The 23,730-nt window shown below is 45.4% G+C and carries 18 protein-coding genes; 11 read left to right on the plus strand and 7 right to left on the minus strand.

Annotated features, from left to right (window positions below):
- The first annotated feature begins 18 nt into the window (after positions 1-18).
- The 6 genes from AC1XUF_RS31420 to AC1XUF_RS31445 all read left to right on the plus strand — a co-directional run bounded on the left by AC1XUF_RS31420 (position 19) and on the right by AC1XUF_RS31445 (position 6,118).
- Complete coding sequence (locus AC1XUF_RS31420; RefSeq protein WP_483345845.1) at positions 19-1,767, plus strand: tetratricopeptide repeat protein; 1,749 nt, start codon at positions 19-21, stop codon at positions 1,765-1,767.
- Positions 1,757-2,599, plus strand: a complete 843-nt coding sequence (lolB1, locus tag AC1XUF_RS31425) for a lipoprotein insertase outer membrane protein LolB1 (protein ID WP_483345846.1) — start codon at positions 1,757-1,759, stop codon at positions 2,597-2,599. Before AC1XUF_RS31420 ends, lolB1 begins: the two co-directional genes overlap by 11 nt.
- A 65-nt stretch (positions 2,600-2,664) precedes the next feature.
- Positions 2,665-4,005 (plus strand): murein hydrolase activator EnvC family protein, encoded by a 1,341-nt coding sequence (locus AC1XUF_RS31430; RefSeq protein WP_483345847.1) that lies wholly within the window; start codon positions 2,665-2,667, stop codon positions 4,003-4,005.
- Between the two features lie 214 nt (positions 4,006-4,219).
- Complete coding sequence (gene panB, locus AC1XUF_RS31435; RefSeq protein ID WP_483345848.1) at positions 4,220-5,038, plus strand: 3-methyl-2-oxobutanoate hydroxymethyltransferase; 819 nt, start codon at positions 4,220-4,222, stop codon at positions 5,036-5,038.
- A 27-nt stretch (positions 5,039-5,065) separates the two neighbouring features.
- On the plus strand, positions 5,066-5,797 hold the full coding sequence (locus AC1XUF_RS31440; RefSeq protein WP_483345849.1) for an RluA family pseudouridine synthase: 732 nt from the start codon (positions 5,066-5,068) through the stop codon (positions 5,795-5,797).
- 6 nt (positions 5,798-5,803) lie between these two features.
- Positions 5,804-6,118, plus strand: coding sequence for a DUF6787 family protein (locus AC1XUF_RS31445; RefSeq protein WP_483345850.1), 315 nt, complete (start codon positions 5,804-5,806; stop codon positions 6,116-6,118).
- 3 nt (positions 6,119-6,121) lie between these two features.
- On the opposite strand, the gene AC1XUF_RS31450 is transcribed toward AC1XUF_RS31445, so the two are convergent.
- The 3 genes from AC1XUF_RS31450 to AC1XUF_RS31460 are packed head-to-tail and all read right to left on the minus strand — an operon-like array spanning position 6,122 to position 11,800.
- Complete coding sequence (locus AC1XUF_RS31450) at positions 6,122-8,452, minus strand: CehA/McbA family metallohydrolase (protein WP_483345851.1); 2,331 nt, start codon at positions 8,450-8,452, stop codon at positions 6,122-6,124.
- Between the two features lies 1 nt (position 8,453).
- On the minus strand, positions 8,454-9,887 hold the full coding sequence (locus AC1XUF_RS31455) for a DUF5723 family protein (protein WP_483345852.1): 1,434 nt from the start codon (positions 9,885-9,887) through the stop codon (positions 8,454-8,456).
- On the minus strand, positions 9,884-11,800 hold the full coding sequence (locus tag AC1XUF_RS31460) for a RecQ family ATP-dependent DNA helicase (RefSeq protein ID WP_483345861.1): 1,917 nt from the start codon (positions 11,798-11,800) through the stop codon (positions 9,884-9,886). The genes AC1XUF_RS31455 and AC1XUF_RS31460 overlap by 4 nt, the downstream gene beginning before the upstream one ends.
- A 129-nt stretch (positions 11,801-11,929) precedes the next feature.
- Here AC1XUF_RS31460 and AC1XUF_RS31465 point away from each other — a divergent pair, with 129 nt between their 5' ends.
- Positions 11,930-13,405: an ArnT family glycosyltransferase gene (locus tag AC1XUF_RS31465; protein ID WP_483345853.1), complete on the plus strand. Its 1,476-nt coding sequence runs from the start codon at positions 11,930-11,932 to the stop codon at positions 13,403-13,405.
- Between the two features lie 80 nt (positions 13,406-13,485).
- Complete coding sequence (gene dacB, locus AC1XUF_RS31470; protein WP_483345854.1) at positions 13,486-14,760, plus strand: D-alanyl-D-alanine carboxypeptidase/D-alanyl-D-alanine endopeptidase; 1,275 nt, start codon at positions 13,486-13,488, stop codon at positions 14,758-14,760.
- 1 nt (position 14,761) lies between these two features.
- Here dacB and AC1XUF_RS31475 read toward each other — a convergent pair whose 3' ends face one another.
- Together AC1XUF_RS31475 and AC1XUF_RS31480 are read right to left on the minus strand one after the other, a co-directional pair.
- Positions 14,762-16,462 carry a hypothetical protein gene (locus tag AC1XUF_RS31475; protein ID WP_483345855.1) on the minus strand — a complete coding sequence of 567 codons (1,701 nt, stop codon included), beginning with the start codon at positions 16,460-16,462 and terminating at the stop codon, positions 14,762-14,764.
- A 20-nt stretch (positions 16,463-16,482) separates the two neighbouring features.
- Entirely contained in the window at positions 16,483-17,496 is a 1,014-nt protein-coding gene (locus AC1XUF_RS31480; protein ID WP_483345856.1) for a toxin-antitoxin system YwqK family antitoxin, read from the minus strand.
- Positions 17,497-17,591: 95 nt separating this feature from the next.
- Between AC1XUF_RS31480 and AC1XUF_RS31485 the strand changes: the two genes are divergently transcribed.
- Together AC1XUF_RS31485 and AC1XUF_RS31490 are read left to right on the plus strand one after the other, a co-directional pair.
- The gene (locus AC1XUF_RS31485; RefSeq protein WP_483345857.1) at positions 17,592-18,533 is read left to right on the plus strand and encodes a GDP-L-fucose synthase family protein; all 942 of its coding nucleotides are present in this window, start codon (positions 17,592-17,594) and stop codon (positions 18,531-18,533) included.
- 184 nt (positions 18,534-18,717) lie between these two features.
- Positions 18,718-19,191, plus strand: coding sequence for an Lrp/AsnC family transcriptional regulator (locus AC1XUF_RS31490; RefSeq protein WP_015813234.1), 474 nt, complete (start codon positions 18,718-18,720; stop codon positions 19,189-19,191).
- A 78-nt stretch (positions 19,192-19,269) separates the two neighbouring features.
- Here the strand turns inward: AC1XUF_RS31490 and AC1XUF_RS31495 are convergent, their stop codons facing one another.
- Together AC1XUF_RS31495 and AC1XUF_RS31500 are read right to left on the minus strand one after the other, a co-directional pair.
- Positions 19,270-20,766 (minus strand): DUF4301 family protein, encoded by a 1,497-nt coding sequence (locus tag AC1XUF_RS31495; RefSeq protein WP_483345858.1) that lies wholly within the window; start codon positions 20,764-20,766, stop codon positions 19,270-19,272.
- 87 nt (positions 20,767-20,853) lie between these two features.
- Positions 20,854-23,139: an ATP-dependent helicase gene (locus tag AC1XUF_RS31500; RefSeq protein ID WP_483345859.1), complete on the minus strand. Its 2,286-nt coding sequence runs from the start codon at positions 23,137-23,139 to the stop codon at positions 20,854-20,856.
- A 195-nt stretch (positions 23,140-23,334) separates the two neighbouring features.
- Between AC1XUF_RS31500 and AC1XUF_RS31505 the strand changes: the two genes are divergently transcribed.
- Positions 23,335-23,679, plus strand: coding sequence for a hypothetical protein (locus AC1XUF_RS31505; RefSeq protein ID WP_483345860.1), 345 nt, complete (start codon positions 23,335-23,337; stop codon positions 23,677-23,679).
- The last annotated feature ends 51 nt before the right edge of the window (positions 23,680-23,730 follow it).

Consider the following 23,730-nt stretch of genomic DNA (forward strand, 5'->3'; position numbering starts at 1 on the left):
GATGGCGACGATTAAGATATGAGGACCGAATATTTAAAACGAACTCTTCTGATTTGCCTGGTAGCCATTGCGTTTGCAAAGCCTGCCAACGCGCAACGTCGCAGCAAAGAGCGTGAAAAGGAGCCTGCAAAATCGGAAGCAACAGGTTTCAGGCTCGAAGAGGAATCATTGGTTGCGGAAGGGATGAAGTTTATGATGAAAGACGAACCTGACCGTGCCTTGCCCGTCTTCGAAAAACTGGTTCAGTCCAATCCCAAGGATGCCGCCAGCCATTACCTGATGGCAACTGCCCTCATTAAGCTGGAGAAGCCTGATGAGGCTATCGTTTCTTCCAAAAAAGCGTTCGATCTTGATAAGACAAATATTTATTATGCGCAACAACTGGCCGAGCTATATGCCAAGCGCAGAAAATACCCCGAAGCAGCACAGATATACCAAACACTGGTTGCTAAAAATCCTGAGAACATCCAATATGCCGTAGAGCTGGCCGCTGTTTATGTCTTCAACGACCAGTTCGACAAAGCCATTGAAACCTATGATGGGCTGGAAAAGGCGATGGGCGTTACCGAAGAGGTCACACATCAGAAGCAACAGCTTTATTTACGACAAAATAACCTGGACAAGGCACTTGCAGAAGCAAAAAAACTGATCGCCGCCGAGCCTACCGAAGTAAGCTATCGCGTGGAAATGGCCGAGCTATTGATTGCCAATGATCGCATTGTGGAAGCGGTTGTACCCTTGGAAGAAGCGCTTAAAATCAATCCGGATGAAGCGCAGGCGCATGTTTTGCTTGCCGACATTTATCGCCGCAATGGCGATGTCCAAAAATGCAACCAGGAACTGAAGCTGGTTTTCGCGAACCCCAACTTGGATGCCGACCCGAAAGTCCGTGTGTTGACCGGGTACCTCGAAATGTTAAAAAACGAGCCGGAGATCAATGAAGCGGTTGCTTTGGCAAAACAGCTTGCCGAAACGCATCCTAACGAAGCGCGTGCCAATGTGATCTACGGCGATTTGCTGGTGCGCCAGAACAAAAAAGCAGAAGCCCGGGAAATGTATCTGAAGGCTTCCCGCATTGACGGCTCTGTGTTTATGGTTTGGGGCGCGATCCTACAACTGGATGGTGACCTTAACCAGGTAGACAGTATGCTGGTTCACTCAGAAAAAGCATTGGAGCTGTTTCCAAACCAGGGGTTGTTCTGGTATTTCAACGGGACCGCCCACCTCATGAAAAGGAATTACAAGGAGGCGATTTCATCCCTTGAAGAAAGCCTGAAACTGGTTGGGGATAAACCCGACATGGTCCCACACATCAACGCTGAGCTTGGCGATGCGTACAATGGAATGGGTGACCATCAAAAATCGGACACCGCTTACGAGCTTGCATTAAAAGGTAATCCAGATAATGACCACGTGTTGAACAATTACAGTTATTTTCTCTCACTTCGCAAGGAAAAACTCGACCTTGCCCTCAAAATGTCCGAAAGACTGGTGCAGCAACATCAGAACAACCCCACCTATCTGGACACTTATGCCTGGGTGTTATATATTCGCAAAGACTATAAGAAAGCTAAGGAATATCTGGAAAAGGCCATGGTGGACAGCGCCGGCGTGAGTGGCACGATTGTTGAGCATTATGGGGACGTACTGTTCAAATTGGGCGAGCGCGACAATGCAGTGGCACAATGGAAGAAAGCCAAGAGAATGGGCGAAACCACTGAACTTCTGGACAAAAAAATAGCAACGGGTGCATTACATGAGCAATAAAATTACGGTCGGGCTAATAACCATTTGTTTTATTTGGTTGACAGCCTGTCACAAACAACGTTCTTCAAAAAGTAGCACTAAAAACCCCACTATTGATTCTACGGTCGCTGCTGTTCCCTCAACGGTAGTGGACTCTGCTTCCAAACGCTCTCCCGGGTCGGTGGAACCAGTTACGGTCAAGGAACTTGACTTTCAATATCTGGTTGCGAAATCAAAAGTTTCATTTAAAAGCAAATCCGAAGATTTCGACAATACCAATGTGAGCATCCGCATGAAACGCGACAGCACTATCTGGATCTCTGTAACCGGAGTGGGATTAGAAGTGGCTCGTGGTATCATTACACCAGATTCCATTGTTTTCATGGACAAAATCCACCGCGACTACTTTGTGTTCAATTACGAGCAACTGAGCAGACAATATAACTTCAACCTCAATTTTGCTCTTTTACAATCCATTATCATAGGCAACCTTCCGTTTGAACAGCAACCAAACGGTCGCTTTGTAAAAGAAAATGACTTCTATGTACTGAAACAAATCAAAGATCGGCTGGAAATAGATAATTATATCGCAGAAAGTACCTTGAAATTATCTCGTTTGAAAGCCACAGAAGTACCAACCCAGAATACTTTTACGTTAGACTATGATGATTTCCGGGATGTAAGCAGTTTTTTATTTCCATTCACAAGCATCATTAACCTGAACGTGAAATCGGCAAAGGACCAGCAGGTAAATGAAACCAATATGCGGATCAAACACAGCAAGGTAGAACTTGTCAGTGAGAATCCAGGCTTTCCGTTTAAAGTGCCGTCGGGCTACAAGCGTAAAAGGTAAAATACGGAAAGTCTGCTTAACTTTGCCCGCCGTGAATTGTATTTTGGCCGCAAGAATTAATAAATATGCCCTTTCTTACCCCCGGTTACCGTCGTTTATTTCTAATGCTTACGTTCCTGCTTTGCGCGTGCTTCGGTGCATTTGCGCAAAAAACCCGTGAGCAGCTCGAACGCGAAAAAAGTGAAAACCAGAATAAAATCAGGGAAATCCAAAATATCCTGAAACAAACTTCTTCCCAGAAAAACGTCAACCTCGGCCAGTTAAAAGCGCTTAATCAGCAAATCAATACCTACAAAAAGCAGATAGACCTTCTTTCCGACGATCTTGAATTGCTGGATCGAGAATTAAGGGTCCTGGAAAAAAAGCGCCAGTCTCTCGACAGTAGTTTAGCCAAACTGAAAAAGGAGTATGGACGTATGATTTATGAGGCGTCCAAAAGAAATACTTATTTTAATCAACTGGTCTTCCTGTTTTCGGCGGGGACATTCAATCAACTTGTGTTGAGGTATAAATATTTAAAACAGTATACCGATGCCCGTGAGGACCAAGTGAAAGAGATTGAAATCTTGCAAAAACAGATTGCTGCTGAACGCCAACGTATTACAAGTAAAAAGAACCAGCAGAAAACAGTATTGGACACCCGCGTTTCTGAAAACACCAAGCTCGAAGGGTTAAAGACAAAGCAAAACGAGGTTATCCAGGAGCTTTCTCAAAAAGAAGTTGAATTAAGAAACCAAATCGCTGAAAACAAGCGTGCTACCGATTTGTTGGAAGCTAATATACGCCGTATTGCAGAACGGGAAAAGCGCGAACGCCTGGAACGGGAGCGTAAGGAACGTGAGGAGCGCGAGGCGAGGAGAAAAGCCGAACGAGAAAGACTGGCCCGCGAAAATGCGGAAAGAGAGAAAAAAGGAGAAGCTGCTGTTGTCGAGCAACCGAAAGAGGAAGAAGAACCCGTGATTTCAAGCGGGATGAGCGAAGAGGAAACCACACTTGCTTCTTCATTTACCGCTTCCCAGGCCAGGCTGCCGTGGCCGGTCAAAGGATTCGTTTCCGGTCATTTTGGTCAGCGTCCGCATGCGGTATTGAAAGGCGTGATGATTGATAACCTGGGTGTTGACATCCAAACCACTGCCGGGGAACCGGTACGGTCTGTGTATGACGGTGTTGTACTGGATGTCACAGAAATGCCGGGAATGGGAAATGTTGTTGCAATACAACACGGTAACTACATGACAATCTACGCCAAAATGAACGGAGTAACTGTTCGCGCAGGCCAGAAGGTGAAAGCAAGAGAAAATATCGGAAGGGTGGCCACAGACAGTGACGGCACCTCCGAACTTCAATTCCAGATCTGGAAAAACACCTCCCGGCTTAACCCTGAGAATTGGCTCATACACAGGTGATGTGAATGGTCTTGATTTGTCCAGAATACTTCGATGTGCTTTGGAATAGTTTGGGGTTGTTTCGTGTTGTTGTGTTTTGTCATGTTGTGGTTCGGGATTGTCGTGCCCGACATCCTTATCGAATGCCACAAAAACAATTCCTAACGAAATTGGAACAATCCCGAACATAACTCAAAACCTCTCCAATAACATCCAACCACCAAACTACGAAAAAATGTCCGTACATACCCCTGATATTAAACGTGTTACCACCCACATCATTCAGGAAATGAAAACCCGCGGTGAGAAGATCTCCTGTCTTACCGCCTACGATTATTCCATGGCGGGCATCGTGGATGCTGCCGGAGTTGAGCTGATCCTCGTGGGTGACTCCGCGTCCAATGTGATGGCTGGACACGAAACGACCTTGCCTATTACCATCGACCAGATGATTTACCATGCTACTTCGGTGGTGCGCGCGGTGAAAAGGGCATTGGTGGTCGTGGACTTACCGTTCGGCTCTTATCAGGGCAATTCCCGCGAGGCATTGAATTCAGCGATTCGGATCATGAAAGAATCGGGTGCACATGCTGTGAAGCTGGAAGGAGGACTGGAAATCAAAGATTCTATCACCCGCATATTAAGTGCAGGCGTGCCTGTAATGGGGCATTTGGGCCTGACGCCTCAGTCTATCTACAAATTTGGTACTTACACAGTCCGTGCAAAACAGGAAACTGAGGCCCAAAAGCTCCTGGAAGACGCCAAGATGCTGGAAGAAGTAGGCTGTTTTTCAATGGTTTTAGAAAAAATTCCTGCTTCGTTGACTAAAAAAGTTTCCGAAAGTGTTTCCATACCTACGATCGGAATTGGTGCCGGTCAATATGCAGATGGTCAGATTTTGGTGCTACATGATTTGCTTGGTATTAACAAAGCATTCAAACCTAGATTTTTGCGCCGATATGCCGACCTGAATGGCATTATGACCGACGCAATATCCAATTATATCAAAGATGTGAAAGGTAAATCATTCCCAAATGAGCAGGAATCGTATTGACCTTTTTAAAAGTAAAGAACTAATCAAATGGCTAAGAATAAACTCCACGTTATCTACGAAGACAATCACCTGCTTATCATCAACAAAGAACCGGGTATACTCGTACAAGGCGACGCAACAGGGGACAAGTGTCTTTTGGATATGGGTAAAGAATATATCAAAGAAACTTACAACAAACCCGGGGCAGTGTTTTTGGGCACCGTTCACCGGCTCGACCGACCTGTAAGCGGACTGGTCGTATTTGCGCGCACTTCCAAAGCGCTCGAACGCATGAATGAAATATTCCGGAAACGTGACGTCCAGAAAACCTATTGGGCTGTAGTTAAAAACAAACCTGCCGAAAAAAAGGGCAAGCTTGTGCATTGGCTTTCCAAAGATGAGACCCGCAATGTGACAACCGCTTATGACTATGAAAAACCGGGTACTCAACGCGCAGAACTGAGTTACCGCTGGCTTGGGGAGTTAAATAAGTTTCATTTGCTGGAGGTAATGCCGGTAACCGGCAGGCCCCACCAGATCCGGGTACAACTTGCTTCCATGGATTGCCCGATCCGTGGCGATGTGAAGTACGGTTATCCCAAAGGAAATCCGGACGGCAACATTAACCTGCATGCGAGGCGGCTTTATTTTGAGCATCCGGTAAAAAAAGAGCCGATTATTTGCAAAGCTGGCGTTCCCAATGATCCCTTTTGGGAAGAATTTTTAACTTTGGACACCGAGGTGATCAAACCCGAGCACCTTGATTTTCTGTACGAATAGGTTGGTATGCTCGAAAAACTGAAACAGCGCTGGAACGTCAGGAATGCATGGGATGTCTTCATCATTCTCGCCGTTTTTGCCTGTACAGGGTTTTCGGTTCTTTACGTCAAACGTATTATCTTCCAGCTGATCGGTCTCGACAACGCTTCCTCTTCCTGGATCCGCTGGACCGTCAACATCCTGATCATCCTTCCATTGTACCAGGTTATATTGCTGGCCTGGGGTTGGGCATGGGGGAAATTCTCCTTTTTCTGGGAGTTTGAAAAACGAATGATCAGCCGGATCGGAAGCGTATTCGGGAAGAAAAACCCCGAGTCCTGACTGCTACTTTCCCGCACCGCCTTCTATCAGTGCCCGATATACTTTCCTCGCACTGTCATAAGCCGCTTCGGCCGCTTTCTTCTCTTCTGCACGGATATTGGGTTCCTTCATCTTCCAGCATTGTTCCAGTGTAGCCAGGCACCATTCGGCACTTCTCTTTTCGACAATGGGCTTATTATCAACTTTTATAAAAACAGGGTTTGAATGCGAGCTCGGGAAAATACGCAATGCTGCCCAGCCTGATTTTTCTAACCGGTAACTGAATTTCACATTGTTTACCTCCCCGTTTGCAGTTACTTCTGTTGTATCCACCGGTTCTCCATTCACAATCAACTCAACCCTCACTTTTCTGGATTTTCCAATTCGGGCTCTTTCAATATCCCAATAAGGCATGAAAAGGAGCGAAGTTTTTGCGATCTGCTCTCCAACCGTATCCTGTACTGCCGGCAAATACGCCGCTACTTTCGCTGTAATGCTAATATTTTGCATGCCCGGCAAGGATAATTCGCTCTCAGCTACACCGGCTTCAACTCCATTGACAGCAAAATCCATAATGTGAGACTTGCCGTCGGAAACGTAGCTTCTTCCCTTTTTAATTGCCTTCACATAATGATCATACGTCATCTCACCTTCGGGCTTGAAGTAACTCCTCGCCTGCCCCACGCGCGCGTCTGTAATGCATGGAAAATCCGTTTCACCACTGAGCCTTGGCCTGAAACCGCAATTAAGCGTGTGATAATACATATTCAGCTCCCACGGTGCCGGCGTATCGCCAGCGCTGAAAAAATCAACAAGATTTTGCGTCACGGTAACGATGTATTCATTAGCTCCTATCCCATCCATTTTCGGGACAATGTAGTTGGGAAGCTTATCCGCCCGCGTCATCGGCTCCAATCCCCAGCCCGAGTGCGCATAGCCTACCACCCCATCCTGAGATTTGGCCCACGCAAGTATCGGCGCCGTCCAGCTTGGCCATTGTTCGATCTGCGTCGTGCCAGGATAATCATCCTCCTTGATGCTCAACAAAACGATATGCCCTGAATGCGATGAGGGAAACCCTGAAACCTCCACGTCGTTGCGCATCACATTTTTTTTATTGGACAGTGTCAGGTCCTTGCCGGTAAAAAAGGTCTTCTGGTGGTACCAGCTTGGCCCCCATGCCAGATTAGCAGCCATGTTCAAGTCTTCGCCCAAAGCCTGTCGCCACATATCTTTCGGGTCTACTCCTTCCGTAGGGCTATCGTAATGGCTGCATCCTGCTGCATGGATATGGTGATCGGCACTAAACCAGCCCAGTTTCGACAATTGGATCCAGCGTTTCAATTGAAAAGAAACATCGAATGAATCAACAGCCGGGACATTGATTTCCTTTGTCTGGATAATATATTCAGGACCGCGGGTGAACGTTACTTTATACTTCCCGGCGGGTAACTGCACGTGTTCGCCATCGGTGCGGTAAATCTGGGGCTGGAAGAAAAAATCAGGGTATTCATCGGTCGCGGCTAATCTTCTTGCGGGAAGCGGATAGATCTTTTTGAATTTCCCAGCAGCCTGCTCCTGTCCGTCAGAGATCAAAAAAGAAGCCATCACCGGCGATCCGTCCTCGTCTTTCACATGAAACTTGACCTTAACGGCCGGCTTACAATCAAAAAGAATGTGTGTCGCATTCCGAAAACCAATATCCTGCGATCCCTGCCCGACATTGTATGCGACCTCCGCTTCCCGCTGACCAGCGTCCTTGGAATAAACCTGTACAATCGCATATTCCAGTTTCAAACCCGTGAGATTGGGCAGCATAGGCCGGTTTGTGTACATACGGATATCCAGGAAGCGGTTGGCGATCTGACCCGGAGTTACCTCATTCTCTTTTTTTACTTTGTGATCAAAAGACGGGGCGTGGAAAGGCCTGGCAGAATTGGCGCTTTCGGCTTCCAGTTTTGCGGTGATACCCCCATCATTATTGACCCTGACCAGAAAGCTCGTCCAGCCTCCCTGGATCAGCGTGGCTTTCGCAGGACCACGCTCTACTTTTACCCGACCCTCGGGATTGATGTCGATTACATTGAGACAATACGGGTCCAGTATTTCCTGAATAACGGTTACTGTTTCCTTACTTAAAGCCTTATCACTCAATTGCTTTATTTTTTTGGTATCAGCCTCCGATAACGCATTTCCCGAAAAAGCAAGCGCCTCCTGCAAACGCAATGCATGCGCAAGCAGGGGCTGAGGCTCAATGCCCTCCGTTTTTACACGGGAAGTATGATCTTCGTGCTGCGCCAGCAGCGCAAGAGGCAGGAAAAAGCAGATAAAAAGCAGGGTAGATTTCTTTTGCATGTTATTCTTTGTCTTTTTTTCTGTACAACTTCCACGCCGTGAATCCGATATAAACCATGCTTCCCCTCGCGCCGCCCTTTTTCATCAAACCATTCACACTGCTGAAACCTAGGAAAATGGGTCCAAAATGTCCCATAGCACCAATAGAAGGCCGGTTATTGCCTTGTATGAAAGTGATCGGAAACGCAAAATCCGAATCCTCGTCCTCGAAGCGGGGAGTAATCGTAAACGAATTAGGCATATACACATCCAATGGTTGTGCGCTCCTGCTCTTGAACCGCTGGGTTTTTGATAAGGTAACAAAAAATCCCTTAACGAGCTGAATATCTGCTTCATAGTGCACCGCCTGGGCCAGTTGTACAGTCCCATTAAACGTAGAATCGCTTTCAGCAGGAAACAGACTCATGAATCCCTGCGGCCCGTGGTCACTGATCGTTTCCAATTCTTTCTGTCCAATCACCGATTCCGTAACGCTGCCGCGCGTCATCCTGGAATCGGCAGTGCGGTATTTGATCGAGCCGATATCTGTGAGAGACGCTCCGATCCTGATCAAATATTCGGGACTTTCGTCGTAAACTTCTTTTGATTTGCCCCAATAGGAGCCCAACTCATAGGAAAATCCAAGGTCATAAGCCCAGCCTGCTCCGGTTTTATCCGAATTGAAAAGGTCGCCTAATCCATTTTTCCTCGTCGGCGCGCTGTACCCGCTTTCGTAAGTAAGGTTTGATACCGTCAATTGGCTGGATTCGGAGTTCGCACTAACCGGGTTAAGACTGAAATGATTTGCAGACCCCACAAGATAGCCAATTCTGGCACCAAAAACCCGCTTGACTGTTGCCCCAATGCGAAGCTTATGTGCTTTTAGATCAAGCAATTGCGCACCGTAGGTCAGGCTCATATCCGAAAAACTTTGCTGGACCATGCTGAAATCTCCCCATTGCTGGTTATTGATCACAGGCGTGCCGCCAGTGTCCAACCGATAGAAGTACATATTTTGAATGGGTTCAGGAACATTGCTAGCTATTGCATAGCCCCGTGTACGGAACTGCAATGCAAGTCCCTGGTATTTGCCCAGCGAAACCATTGCCGACGGCCAGCGTATTTCGCTGGCCAGATATACCGGGTCCTTATAAGTAAGCGAACCCATAGTCCGCGACCGTCCATATAACTCTTTGGTTGAATGCGAGGCAAGTAGCGGGTAAAGCAGCGAATTTTCCCCGATAAACCGGAAATATCGGTAATTGATGCTCCCGCCGAGTGTGCCAATATTAATCTGCCACTTGTGCCTCGGTCCTCCAATAATGGAAGGATTGTAGGTAGCACGGTAAAGCCCGCCATAATTACTGCTCTCCAAGCCTGGGATCTGTTGCTGTGCATAACTGGAGGTTGCGATCAACGAAGACAATAATGCGAAAGTGAGTGCTGCTTTTTTCAATGTTGAGTTTTGTTAGTTAAGGACAATCTTCCGGACGGATCGTAACGGACTACTTCCTCTTCAATGAGATCTTGTAATGATTGCAGGAAAGCATTTTCAGGTATTTTTTCAAAAGCCCGCCTGATCTGCCCCGGCGTAACCGCATTTGTACTGCTCAGGTATTGAATGATCGCCTCCGAAATACCAGGATCCTTTTCCGGACCACTTTTCTTGTTTTTGATACAGATATCACAAACGCCGCATTCCTTTGCGTCAAATTCGTTGAAATATTCCAGCAACAACAATGTCCTGCAGATGTGCGTATGGGTTGCATACCGGGCAACCGCTTTGGCTTTTTTCAGGTCCCTGTCTTTCTTTTTCTCTATTTCAAAAATATTCAGCGGTAAAAGCGCCGCGTCATATCGGGGTGTTAAGAAAGTCAATTGGGGTTTATCCCTTCTGGGTTCGTATGCTATGATATCCCGCTCCGCCAGAAATCTGAGTTTTTTGATAATTTCCTGTTCAGGTGCAAAAAATACTTGCGCTATTTCGGTTTCCGAGATCCGGACGTATTCGGTAAAGAGTTCGCCGCCATACATCCGCAGAATCAGTTTGATAAACGAATCGATTTCCTGGTTGCGTATCTGGAAATCGTATAATTGCCTGTTATCGACCAGAAAATGTATTTTGGATGGATCGTTAAAATTTTCGCTTAACTGAATAAACCCTTCTTCTTCAAGAAGTTTCAAACCATAATGTGTCTCGTTGACGGGCAGCCCGAAAACTCCGGTAAACTCCTGGATATCGAAATTGAAACTGCTGAACTCCCCCGCACCGACCGCTATTTTGTAATAGTTGGCCAGTGACTGGTAAACCCTCCGCAAGCTTTCGACCGGCGGGTATTTACGCTCAATGCTATCAGATAATTCCTGCAGGTCGATTTTGTTAAACAAGGCAACAGCATATGCTTTTTTCTCATCGCGCCCGGCACGTCCGGCTTCCTGGTAATAGGCTTCGAGGTTATCTGGCAGGTCAAAATGGATTACTGCCCGTACATCGGGCTTGTCGATACCCATTCCGAATGCATTGGTTGCGACCACAACCCGGGTCTGGTTTCTGATCCAGGCAGATTGACAGTCCGATCGCTCTTTGAATGGCAACCCTGCATGGTAATTCCGGGCAGATATCCCCTGCCTGACCAGCCAGTCCGCCAGGTCTTTGGTTTTTTTCCTGGTCCGGACATAAATAATAGCGGTGCCCGGCACATTTTTGAGGATCTGCAGCAGCTTGGCTTCCTTATTTTCCTCCGCAAATGCCGAATACGACAAGTTGGCCCGGGCAAAAGATTGTTTAAAAACCCTGGCACTGCGCATCTGAAGTTTATCCAGGATATCTGCGCGGACCTCCTCGGTAGCAGTTGCCGTAAGTGCCATCACCGGCACACCGGGGATCAGTTTACGAAAATCAGAGATCAGCAGGTAAGAAGGGCGGAAATCGTAACCCCAGGCAGAAATACAATGCGCTTCGTCAATGGCGAGCAGGCAAATATCCATCTGGCTGGCCCGCGCGATCATGATATCTGTCCTGAGCCGTTCGGGAGAAACGTAAAGGAATTTTGTATTTCCGTGAATGCAGTTGTCGAGGGTAATGTCTATTTCGTTCCGGCTCATCCCCGAATGAATGGCCGCGGCAGGAATATCGCGCCTTTTGAGCTGCTCCACCTGGTCTTTCATCAGGGCAATGAGCGGTGTAACCACAATGCAAACGCCTTCGGACGCCATTACAGGTACCTGGAAACAAATCGATTTTCCACCGCCGGTCGGGAGCAAAACCAGCGCATCGTTGCCGTTAAGTACTGTCTTGATCGCTTCCTCCTGAAACGGGCGGAAAGTATCGTAACCCCAATATTGCCGGAGGATGGACTGAAGATCAATCACCAGAGTTATGTTTGCAGTGTGTTGAAAAACCTTTGCAAAGTAATGTGATATCTGCCCAAAAAGTCCATTATTTGAAAAAACTTCGCACTACAAGATGCCATTGAATCCGATTCAAAATACAAATACATGAAGCTGCTTCTTTGGATATTTACCCTGAGTTTTATCCTCATCACTTTTCTGCCTCGCTCGCTCGACGATACCATGTTTATGGATGGCGTCACTTACGCGTCCATTTCTAGAAATATGGCGCTTGGCATCGGCTCATTCTGGATGCCCTTCTTCGCACATTCATTTTGGCTGCCCTACGCCAGCAGCACTTTTTTTTCGGACCATCCGCCCCTGATGTTCGGAATGCAGTCCATGCTTTTCAGGATCATGGGCGATACCACCGCTGTCGAAAACGTTTGGAACCTGATCATTCTAGCGTGTTCTGTTATTTTGATCATTGCGATATGGAATCAATTATTTGAAGAACTTCCAAAATACAAATCCTACTCCTGGCTCGCTGTACTGTGCTGGTACGCCATGACTATAGTGTATTATGGCATTCCTAACAACTTCCTGGACAGCACCATGGCTGTTTTTTGTTTGCTATCCTGCTATTTCCAATTGATTTTTATAAAAAGGAACACGGCTTCCTACCCATCTTATGTCTGGCTGATTTTAGCAGGATTATGCATTGTTTTTGCATTTCTGACCAAAGGCCCGGTCGGACTCTATCCACTTGCCTTTCCACTGATCTATGCATTCACAAACCAAATGTTTTCTATCGAATCCAGGTTTGCTCCCGGGATCGTAACCACTGCCCTGGCCGGGATTTTTATTCTCTGCCTTGCTGCCATACTGGCCTATCAGCCTGCGTATGATTTTCTTCGGGCCTACTTTCATGGCCAGGTAGTGCAGGCTTTATTACAAAAAAGAGAGAAGACAGGCACAGGCTGGACAGCTCATTTTGACCTTTTGAAAGAATTGCTGCACAACGTATATCCGCATTTGTGTGTTCTAGCCGGCTTGCATTTGCTAGCCTTATTTGGAGGGATCAAAACTGGTCTTTCGAGATCCGTTTTTCGAATTGGCCTGTTTACACTTTTAATTGGAATGTCGGGAATACTGCCTATGCTGATCAGCATTAAGCAATATCCGCATTATCTGCTCCCCGCATTGCCTTTTGTCGCCATGTTTTTTGCCTGCCTGCTGGTTGAAAAAGTGGATCAAATGATGTCTTTAACAAAAAGACTATGCATGGGCGGACTGTTTGCCGCCACAATGCTTTGCTGGGTATTGACCATTAAAATGGTTACCGATGAACGGCCCGATACCATGGCAGAAAATGCGAAAGAAATTCGAAAACACGTTCCCAGGGCAGCAACGATTGGAATATGTCATGATTTATATCAAAATGCGGATATACATGCCTATTTGCAACGATATCATTTGCTGTCGCTTTCCACAAACACGGGTGCGAACAAATTTGTGTTGGTGGACACGGCCTGCACTTGCCAGTTTGATCCCAAAAAAGATTCTACTATTACACTTACAGGCGGCTATTCTCTCGTTATCAGAAATGTTTTAAAGATCCCGGGTGCGGGTCCAAACCCATAAATAATCGACTGCATTTTAGACGTCGTCAAAAATGACCGAAAATATTAACTTTGGATTTTAGTAAATCTTAAATCACCTCCATGCGCACGCTTCTTTCATTTGTTGGTATCCTTTCATTATCTGGTTGTTCGGTCTCACACTATATCAAGAAAGAGTTAAAAAACTCCCCGGTTCTAAGTCAACAGCATACGGGTGTTTCCATTTCCAATCTGGGCGAAAAGCAAGCTCTCGCATCGTATCAGGACAACAAATATTTCACTCCTGCCTCCAATACCAAGCTATTCAGTTTTTATGCCGGGCTTTGTGCTCTGGGAGACTCAATACCTGGGCTGGAATATCTGGAATGGGGCGAATTGCTGATCATTCGCGGAACCGGCGACCCATCTTTGCTGCACCCCGACCTCCCGCATAGCAAGGTTTTCGATTTCCTGAAAAGCAGGAAAGAACCCATCTTCTTTACACCATATCATTTTGAAAATAAACGTTTCGGACCCGGCTGGGCCTGGGATGACTATAATGATTACTATCAGCCAGAGGTCACCCCCTTGCCCGTTTACGGAAACATTGCGCAATTCAGGGGTGAAGCTTCACAAAAATTCAACGTCCGCCCCAGGTTTTGGGAGAAATCAATGGAATTCGATACGACGGCCCAGGGTATCAAAAGGGAGGAATCGCAAAATGTATTTCACCACTCCCGTCTTGCTGTACCCCAGGGGCTTTTACAGGAAGTCCCGGTTCATATGACTAATCAGCTGGCACTCGATCTTTTGGGCGACACTTTAAAAAAGGAAATCAAGCTCATCAATATTCCGCTTGAAATAGAGGTGCAAAAAGTATACAGTATCCCGTCCGATTCACTTTACAGGCGGATGCTTTATGTGAGCGACAATATGCTCGCCGAACAACTGATGCTTCTTTACGCATCGGCAAACGGCCTTCCCTTAAATACCGAAAAGGCGATCGCACATATGATAGAGCATCATTTAAATGACTTACCCGATCGACCGGTGTGGAAAGACGGATCTGGTCTGAGCAGGTATAATTTATTCACCCCAAGAACCCTTGTCGCATTACTTCAGAAAATATATGCGAAAGTGCCGCGGGAAAGGCTGTTTGCCTTGTTGCCTTCGGGAGGGAAAACCGGCACGTTAACCAATCTTTTCAAAGCTGAAACCCCGTTCATTTTTGCTAAAACCGGGAGTCTGAGCAATGTATACAATCTGAGTGGTTTTTTGATCACTAAGAAAGGTAAGACGCTTGTATTCAGTTTCATGAATAACAATTATACAAGGCCTTCTTCGGAGATACGTAAGGAAGTGGAGCGGATACTTACCGGCGTGCATAACAAGTTCTGAATCATTCGGCTTCCTGCCAGGTTCGACCGGTACAATACACTTTATTTTTCCCGTTTTTGCGGACCAGCAGGTAAATATGGTAGAGGCCGGGCTCTACATTTGCTTCATGGAAACTGGCGTGTGCCCCTTTTGAAAAATACATCTGACGCCTCAGAGTGGTCTTTACAGGCACTGCCGACTGATTCTGCGGTGATGCATAAACGTGGCTGGACGATTTCAGTAGCACGTAAGCCCCGTCGGAATAGTCCCTTTCCGCCTTAAAAAAATCATTTTCAAAGTTTACCAGGATAAGGTTCCCCGATTTGATGACCATGTCGGGCTTGTACAAGCTGTCGCAAGCGATGTGATCAGAACCAATGCGGGGATTCCAACCTTCGGCAATAGGATCGGCGGAATTATAATACGACCGGATTTTTTCGTAGTGTTTCTGATCCATTGAAAACATTCTGACACCCAGCCAGTCTGCATTGTAACGCGCATTAAATTCCTGTACAATTGCCGCACGCCTATTGTTGACGGCTTCGGCAAAGTTGGTTTGCAAAATCAACAAATTGAGCACAATTGCCGCAAGCAATATCATTGGAGAAAGCTTTCTCGAAAAACCCGGTTCCACAACGGCCAGCCCCCCCAAATAAAACGCAATGCAAGATAATGTGGAATACATGCGGTAACGACCTTTGAACATCCCCTCAAAGGTGTCGGTAGGAATTCTTTTATAGGTAAGGGCCAATGCGGTAATGGCGACAAAAATTGCAATCCCCACTGCAAAAAGCGCCGTTTGATTGTTGTACCGGGATTTCAGCCAAACAGAATCCCAAAGCGGGCCATACTGTTTTCGATACAGAAAAAGAAAACCCAGGGAGAGGAGTATCCCCATCGCCGAGGCCAGATACAATAAATAATGAGGGGTCCCATAAGCAGTTAGTGTAGCAATAGACCCAATAAAGCCAAACAACCCAAAGAAACCATCCCTCACCTGCGTGGGATTGGAAAAATCGAGATTCTGAGTGATCGGGGTAAAATCAATAAAATAGACGATCGCGATGATGATGGTCACCATGGCGGTAATTACAAACTGTTTGCGGTAACCCATAAGCAAGTAAAGTAACCCGATTACAGGAAAAACCATCAATCCGTTTCCGTAAGTGAACGTGGCAGCGGCGGCGGCAAAGAGTGAGAAAGCTATCTTTTCAGGATGATATACCACCAAATAGAGAGCCGTCAACGCAAATAACAGCAAGCCGAAGTTACATAGCGAGCTTACCCCCCAAAAGATATTTTCGAAAGACTGGATATTGAACCAAAGCCAAATAATTGGCAGAAAATACCAGAACGAGCGGTTGAGCCGAAGGAAAGCCCTGTAAAAAACCACTGCGCACAATCCCCAGCATACGTTGGCGATGATCATGGGCCAAACGAGGTTTACCCTTCCAAAAATCCCATGCAAAATCAGTATTACAGAACGGGAAAAAACCAGGCGGTGTTCAGGAAAAAGCGTCGTCAACAGCTCCCAGCGGCGTAACAGGGATGCATGATCAAATTCGGGGATAATACCCAGGATCATGATGTCGTCAAATGCTACATAGTTTACGTTCAGCGCAACCGCCTCAAAAACCCATATATAGATTGCGACTGGAAGAACAAACAATATAATCGCAAGCCAGCTATTATTTCTGACGAACCTTAGGAGAGATAAATACATAGAAAGATAAATATACCCCGTTAATTTTCGGTTTCTTCCTCCACGGAAGCGCGGGGATCTTTGGTATAGTCGTAAAGAAGCTTGCCTTTATCGTCCCACTCCCGCAGCACAAAAGGCTCAAATTCTTCGTCCCAGCCTGTTTTGGGATACTGGATTTCTTTTTTACGCTGGCGGCGGAATTGATAATATTCAACCCAGCGGCCTACTTTTTTTCCTTCGTCATACTTTCCGTTCGCCATCAATTGACCCTCTTTATAGAAAGAAAGGTACTCTCCCTCTACTTCACCAAAGGAAACCGGCATTACTTCTTTGATTTGAGTATGTGCTGAATCATAATACGTGATGCGAGATTCGGCGGGAAAACCTCGATCCCAGATCGCTTTGTCAATGAGATTGTATTTGGTATCATATTTCACCCAACGGCCATCTTTCGCACCCATATAATAGTATCCTTCCTCGATCAGGTTCTCGCCACTGTACTTCTTATAAGACCCGTGAAGTGGCAATGCCTGCTGCGTCTCTTTAATCAGAGCCGAGCTTAATTTTTTTCCCTTCCTGTCGTACCAGCGTGTTTCGGTTGCCCTTACGTACGGATTCATGGGTTTGTATTCCTTCAAAACATGAAAAGATTCCACCGTAGCCCTATCACCGCTGCCATATTTTACAGACATTTCCTGCATCGGGATCCCTTGGTATTGGACTTTTGCAAGACGCGCCCGTTCCTTTTTTTGTTTACGGTCTTTCTTCTGACTCTTATATTCTTTTACACGAAGTCCAAGATCAGGTATTGTTTCGCCAAAGAGTGTAGAAAGGCTGGTCGACTTTCCGTTAGCGCCTGGTAAAGACGCACCAACCACAGGATCCAAACCAGAAACAAAGGATTTCAGGTCTTTAGACCTACTGACTGTATCCTTTTTTACCGTTTCCTTGGGAAGCCAGGAAGGCGCAGTGGTATTCTTTTGCTCAGATTGCGCAAAAACCGTTGCTGTCAGGCAAAATGAGAAGAAGGTACAAGCCAGATTAACTCTTTGCATGCGAATTGGATTTTTCTTAAGAGCAAGATTGTTACTTTTGTAACGAATTGGTTTTTTCTATATTGATTATCAAAGCACAAAATTAAACAAACCCTGTGGAAAAAAGTTCTAAAATTTATATCGCCGGACATCGTGGGATGGTTGGCTCTGCGATCCATCGAAAATTAGTACAGGAGGGATTTGACAATTTTATATTAAAAACATCTTCTGAATTGGATCTTAGAAATCAGGCTGATGTCAGATCCTTTTTTGAAACGGAAAAACCTGAATATATCTTCCTTTCGGCTGCCAAAGTAGGTGGTATTATGGCTAACAACATCTATCGTGCAGAATTTTTACACGATAACCTGCTGATCCAAAACAATGTAATCGACAGCGCATATCGCACCGGAGCAAAAAAATTGATGTTTCTGGGATCCAGCTGCATTTATCCAAAGCTTGCCCCTCAGCCTCTCCGGGAAGAATCCCTTTTAACGGGACTTCTGGAACCGACCAACGAACCTTATGCGATTGCTAAAATTGCGGGTATCAAAATGTGTGAGGCATATCGTTCTCAATATGGCTGCAACTTCATCTCTGTGATGCCTACCAATCTGTACGGTCCAAATGACAATTATGATCTGAATAATTCGCACGTCCTGCCGGCAATGATCCGTAAGTTTCATGAAGCGAAAGAAGAAAATAAGCCTTTTGTCGAACTCTGGGGCACCGGGTCGCCACTAAGAGAGTTTCTGCACGCTAATGATCTGGCCGATGCGTGTTATTTTCTGATGCAGAATTACAATGAACCAGGGTTTCTGAATGTGGGTGTCGGGTCCGACGTATCTATTAAATTTTTAGCGGAAATGATCCGGGAGATAACCGGATATCAGGGTACAATTCACTGGAATACCAGCAAGCCCGACGGCACCCCCCGTAAGCTCATGGATGTGAGCCGTCTCCACGATCTGGGCTGGAAACATCGCATTGAACTGGAGGAAGGAATAAAAATCACTTACCAGGATTTTTTACAAAAAATTGAAACTTATGCGGTTTAATTTTAATGGTATTAATGCGCTCCAATAGCCATTAGCCTAATATTTAAACACCAAAATCATTTTTGACCTACGATAATTCTTTTTTTTGACAAATTTCCAGTATAAAATTACACGATTCTTCGGGAAACTAATTAGTTTTGCAGCGTCCTAAAATGGACCTAATATAAACCTTAGTCATAGAGAAATGTCGGCCATTATTAAGTTAGACCAGATAGACCGTAAAGTACTGGAAATCTTACAAACGAATGCTAAAATAACCAACGCACAACTATCCAAAGAAATAGGCCTGTCTCCTGCGCCCACATTGGAACGTGTTAAGAAACTGGAACAATCCGGTATTATCAAGAGCTACCACGCACAACTGGAACCAGAAAAAGTAGGCTTGGGCGTTAGTACTTTTGTTCAGATCTCATTAGTTGGGCATCGGAAAGCGGTAACAGAATCTTTTGTTGAAAAAATTCACGCCATACCAGAAGTTATTGAATGCCACCACATTACTGGAACGGGCGACTTTTTATTGAGAGTTATTTCCAAGGATATCAGTACATATCAGAAACTGATGCTTGAAAAAATCAATGAAATTGAAGAGGTAGCCAGCACCCAGACGATGGTGATCCTGTCTACTTTTAAAGAAAGTAAAGTATTACCGATACCATAATGTAAAATTAGATGCCAAATAAAAAACCGTCCGAAGCAATTCAGGCGGTTTTTTATTTGGCATCCTCATGATAGGAGCTTACTGGTGCTGTTCCCTCAGCAAATCGTTAACGGTCTTTACAGGATTAAAAGTCAGCAAGGGCACTTCAACAAAAAGGGTGTTCCAATCGGCCATAGCGCCATTCCACAATCCGGGAAGTTCCTGTGCCTTTAAATCTCTTCCATCTTTCGATTTGGCTGTAATAAAGCCCGTCAGCGGATCTCTGAACTTCCTAAGGTCATACAATTCCCCTTTACTGTTTTTAACGCCGCAAACCAGGTCCACCGGGTTAAAATGGGTCGATTCTTTGAAAATTGTATTCTGCGTAACGTCATCGACATCTACCTGGGCTGATTCGACAATCTGCAGGGAAAAAGATTTGTCGGCGTTTTCTGCCCAAAACGGTCCCCCGCCAGGCTCACCCTGGTTTTTTACCATTCCGCAAGCACGCAACGGTCGGTCAAGTTTTTGGACAAAATATTCCTTCTTTTTTTCGTCGGACCAACTTTCGAATTCCGAGGGCGGAATAACGCATAATTCGTTTCTAAAAAAGGCGTCCAACTCTTCCAAAATAGACGCATCTGCTCCACTTTCGATTTCTGTCAGGTACCCAAAAATTCGTTTCTGATACTGCAACACAATTCCTGCCAATGCCTTTTTGTAAGTGATTGTATCTTCCTTAATGCGATCCGGAACCACATTGTCGATATTTTTAATAAAAATAATATCCGCATCCAGCTGGCTCAGGTTCTCCAGGAGCGCTCCATGCCCAGCCGGACGGAAAAGTAAACTGCCGTCTTTCTCACGGAAAGGCGAATTATCGGGGTTTACAGCAATGGTATCCGTTGAATTTTTTTGTTCTGAAAACGAAACAATGTATCTCACACCAAATTCGCTTTGGTAGGTTGGCAAAATTTCTACCACCAGTTTCTCAAATTTGTCACGATGATCGGGCGATACCGTGAAGTGGATCTGTACGTTTCCACCGGCATTGGCGTATTGGGCTCCTTCTACCAAATGCTCCTCCAATGGAGTACGCGACCTGTCCTCGTAGTTATGGAATTTAAGTAAGCCCTTTGGCAACTCACCATAGCCTAAGCCTTTGGCCGTCAGGAAATAAGCAGCAATTGTTTTTTCATCCGACGTTTCTATATTGTTACCGTCTGCTGCGAGGGAGGTTTTCAGATCGTCATAAAACGCAAAATCCCGAAGCTTCGCAAAAAATTCATCCACTGATTTATCTCTCTTGCCCTCTTCCAAAAACCCAAAAAGAGATTTAAACATACGTGTTGCCGCACCGGAGGCTGGAACAAACTTGAGCAGCGCTATTTCACCTTCCGCAGCTTTTTTATCAAAATCGTTAATGAGCTGGTTTATCTGTTCATCCGTAAGTCTTATAATACCATCACCTACCGTCGCAGCCTTGGATAATTGTAAAAACGGAAATCCCTTTTCAAAATAGCCAACTTGCTCTTGAACAGTATTGATGTCACTTCCTCTTTCATTTATCTGTATAATATCGTTATCTATGAACATACTCTAATTGTGTTATCAGTGAAGTTTCAGGGTAATGTTAATTATAGTAAAGCGGGGGAATAACCCACTATAACTATTCCTGAGGATTTATTTAATAATTCGCAGTTTCGCAAAACTCAGCAACAACGTTTTTTCTCCAGCAAGATCAAATTTCACTGTCGCCTTTCGGTCCGTACCGTTTACATCCATTTTGACCACCTCCCCAAACCCGAATTTTGAGTGTTCCACTTTGTCGCCTTCGATCAGGTCAGAAGTATCACTGGGAACAAAATCCGATGACGGTGTATGCGAAGATATCGGATTACTGGGTTTTGGTTCAACCGGCTTACGCTGAACTAGGTTTCGGGCAAAGGAAGTAATCGGGGGAGCTGTATCGCGATCGATGGCCGTCTGCACCATTTTGGAGACATTCAGAAAACGGTTATCTACTTCGAGCAAAAACCGGCTTGGCTCACACATTTTAATACGTCCCCATTGATATCTGCTCTCGGCATATGAAAACGTCAACTTTTTCTCAGCACGGGTGATAGCAACATAAAACAGCCGTCGCTCTTCTTCCAGGTCCTGCCTGCTTTCCAACATCATCTGGCTTGGAAAAAGATCCTCCTCTAAACCCACAATAAACACATTACGGAATTCCAGACCTTTTGCAGAGTGAATGGTCATCATCGTTACACGGTCGTTGTCGTTATTATCGTCGGGTTCGTCCGCATTGGTCAAGAGCGAAACAGACTGTAAAAATGCGCTTAATGTTTTATCCTCATTATCCTCGCTATCGACAAATTCCTTGATGCCGTTGAGCAATTCCTGTACGTTCTCGTAACGCGACAGCCCTTCAACCGTCTTATCCTCATACAATTCCTTTAAAATACCCGACACTTTGGCAATGTGGGCAGCAATTTCGTAGGCATCTCTGCCTTCCTCCACAAGTATCTTAAAGCTTTTGATAAGTGTAGCGAACTGCTCGATCGGTGCAATGGTGCGGCCGCTGGCATATTTTCCGATGCTGGCAACAACATCCCATATCGCGAGGTTATTTTCCGACGCGGTCACCGCAATTTTGGCTACCGTAGCATCACCAATTCCTCTTTTTGGAAGGTTAATAATCCTTTTAAATGCTTCCTCGTCACGCTGGTTTACAGTAAACCGCAGGTAAGCCAAAAGATCCTTGATTTCCTTTCTTTGGTAAAATGACTGTCCTCCGATGATACGGTACTTAATTCCGAGCTTCCGGAGCGCTTCCTCAAAAGACCGGGATTGGGCATTGGTTCGATAGAGGATTGCAAAGTTTTCGTTACGTAACGCCTTTTGCATTTTCTCTTCGAAAATCGCCGTGGCCACCAGTCGTCCTTCCTCATTGTCAGATCCAGCCTTAATGACGTCGATCAATGCCCCTTCCTCATTTTGCGTAAAGGTCTTTTTCTCCAGCTGCGACTTATTACGTGCAATTACAGAATTGGCTGCATTAACGATATTGCCTGTTGAACGGTAATTCTGTTCCAGCTTAATGGTTTGTACATCCGGAAAGTCTTTGGCAAAATTCAGGATATTCTCAATGTTCGCGCCTCGAAATGCGTAAATGCTCTGCGCATCATCACCTACTACCACTATATTCCTATGTACTGCGGATAGTTTCCGTGTAATCAGATATTGGGAAACGTTGGTATCCTGAAACTCATCCACCATTACATGCTGGAATTTGTGCTGATACTTATAGAGCACATCCGGAAAATCGCGAAAAAGGATATTGGTGTTAAAAAGCAGGTCATCGAAATCCATAGCATTCGCCTGAAAGCATCTGGTGACATAGGTTTTGTACAATCTTCCCACCTCTTTCATTTTCGCTGCATCGTCATCTGCCTGGATCACCTGGTTATTGATGTAATCATCGGCCGAAATGAGCCTGTTTTTCGCGCCGGAAATCCGGTTGAAGACGACGTTTGCCTTGTAAGTTTTGTCGTCGAGATTATATTCCTTTATGATACTTCTTAAAAGAGATTTGGAATCGTCCGTATCATAAATAGAAAAATCGCTGGTGTAACCGAGGTACCTGGCTTCAATTCTAAGGATTTTGGCGAAAACCGAGTGAAAAGTTCCCATCCAGATGTTACGCGCTTCTGTCCCAACAGCTCCTTCAATCCGCTGACGCATTTCACCCGATGCCTTATTGGTGAATGTCAGGGATAAAATCCGGAACGGATCTACGCCGTTTTCTATCAGTTTCGCGATACGATATGTCAAGACTCTTGTTTTGCCTGAACCGGCTCCGGCAATGATCATCAAAGGACCATTACCATATAAAACTGCCTCTCGCTGCGGTTCATTCAGAGTTGACAAGTAGTCATTCTGATTCGAAATTGTATGTTTTCCCAATGGATTGATTCTTATTGATAACGAAGTCAAAGTTAGGAAAAAGGATTTAAAGCCTCCCTTGAGAGTATGCGAACGCCTGGTCGTTTTACTCGATTAATAAAATATATGCGCTCCGCTCACAGGCTTATTGGTTATTATACACAATTTTACGCCCGTTTTCCAAGTCTGTGGATCACAATGAAATGTTAAACACTTATGGATATAGAAGATCAACCTCTGGATGTTCAATGGGAGCATTTACTAAGTAACCTGGAAGAATTGGTTGGGAAAAAACCGGCAGACCTCAATGGTGTCCTGTTTTTGATTGGTGTTCAGGAATTAGGGCAGGGGGCGAAAAGATTTACCAAAGAACAAAAGCAGGACTTAATGCATATCGGGATTTGTAAAGTGCTGAGCCTTTCTTCCTATTATATACTTGAATATATGGACAAAGATGGCTGGCCTCATTATAAGCTTAAGAGAGCACTGCCTCCAGGAGATGTTTTGAAGCAGGAGGCACTCCTCAAAATGCACGTGATAGAGTATTTCAAAAATTATTGATTTTTTTTCATGTCTTCCCTTTTGGTTTTCAGAGGCTTACAAAAAGCCGGA

It is taken from the genome of Dyadobacter sp. HNCC25DJ185, assembly GCF_056895195.1.

Bases quoted from the DNA above. Each gene is read 5' to 3' on its own strand.
- AC1XUF_RS31505 (WP_483345860.1), top strand. From the start codon at position 23,335: ATGGATATAGAAGATCAACCTCTGGATGTTCAATGGGAGCATTTACTA.
- panB (WP_483345848.1), top strand. From the start codon at position 4,220: ATGTCCGTACATACCCCTGATATTAAACGTGTTACCACCCACATCATT.
- AC1XUF_RS31480 (WP_483345856.1), bottom strand. From the start codon at position 17,496: ATGCAAAGAGTTAATCTGGCTTGTACCTTCTTCTCATTTTGCCTGACA.
- AC1XUF_RS31475 (WP_483345855.1), bottom strand. From the start codon at position 16,462: ATGTATTTATCTCTCCTAAGGTTCGTCAGAAATAATAGCTGGCTTGCG.
- AC1XUF_RS31450 (WP_483345851.1), bottom strand. From the start codon at position 8,452: ATGCAAAAGAAATCTACCCTGCTTTTTATCTGCTTTTTCCTGCCTCTT.
- AC1XUF_RS31465 (WP_483345853.1), top strand. From the start codon at position 11,930: ATGAAGCTGCTTCTTTGGATATTTACCCTGAGTTTTATCCTCATCACT.
- AC1XUF_RS31445 (WP_483345850.1), top strand. From the start codon at position 5,804: ATGCTCGAAAAACTGAAACAGCGCTGGAACGTCAGGAATGCATGGGAT.
- dacB (WP_483345854.1), top strand. From the start codon at position 13,486: ATGCGCACGCTTCTTTCATTTGTTGGTATCCTTTCATTATCTGGTTGT.
- AC1XUF_RS31440 (WP_483345849.1), top strand. From the start codon at position 5,066: ATGGCTAAGAATAAACTCCACGTTATCTACGAAGACAATCACCTGCTT.
- lolB1 (WP_483345846.1), top strand. From the start codon at position 1,757: ATGAGCAATAAAATTACGGTCGGGCTAATAACCATTTGTTTTATTTGG.
- AC1XUF_RS31490 (WP_015813234.1), top strand. From the start codon at position 18,718: ATGTCGGCCATTATTAAGTTAGACCAGATAGACCGTAAAGTACTGGAA.
- AC1XUF_RS31495 (WP_483345858.1), bottom strand. From the start codon at position 20,766: ATGTTCATAGATAACGATATTATACAGATAAATGAAAGAGGAAGTGAC.
- AC1XUF_RS31420 (WP_483345845.1), top strand. From the start codon at position 19: ATGAGGACCGAATATTTAAAACGAACTCTTCTGATTTGCCTGGTAGCC.
- AC1XUF_RS31430 (WP_483345847.1), top strand. From the start codon at position 2,665: ATGCCCTTTCTTACCCCCGGTTACCGTCGTTTATTTCTAATGCTTACG.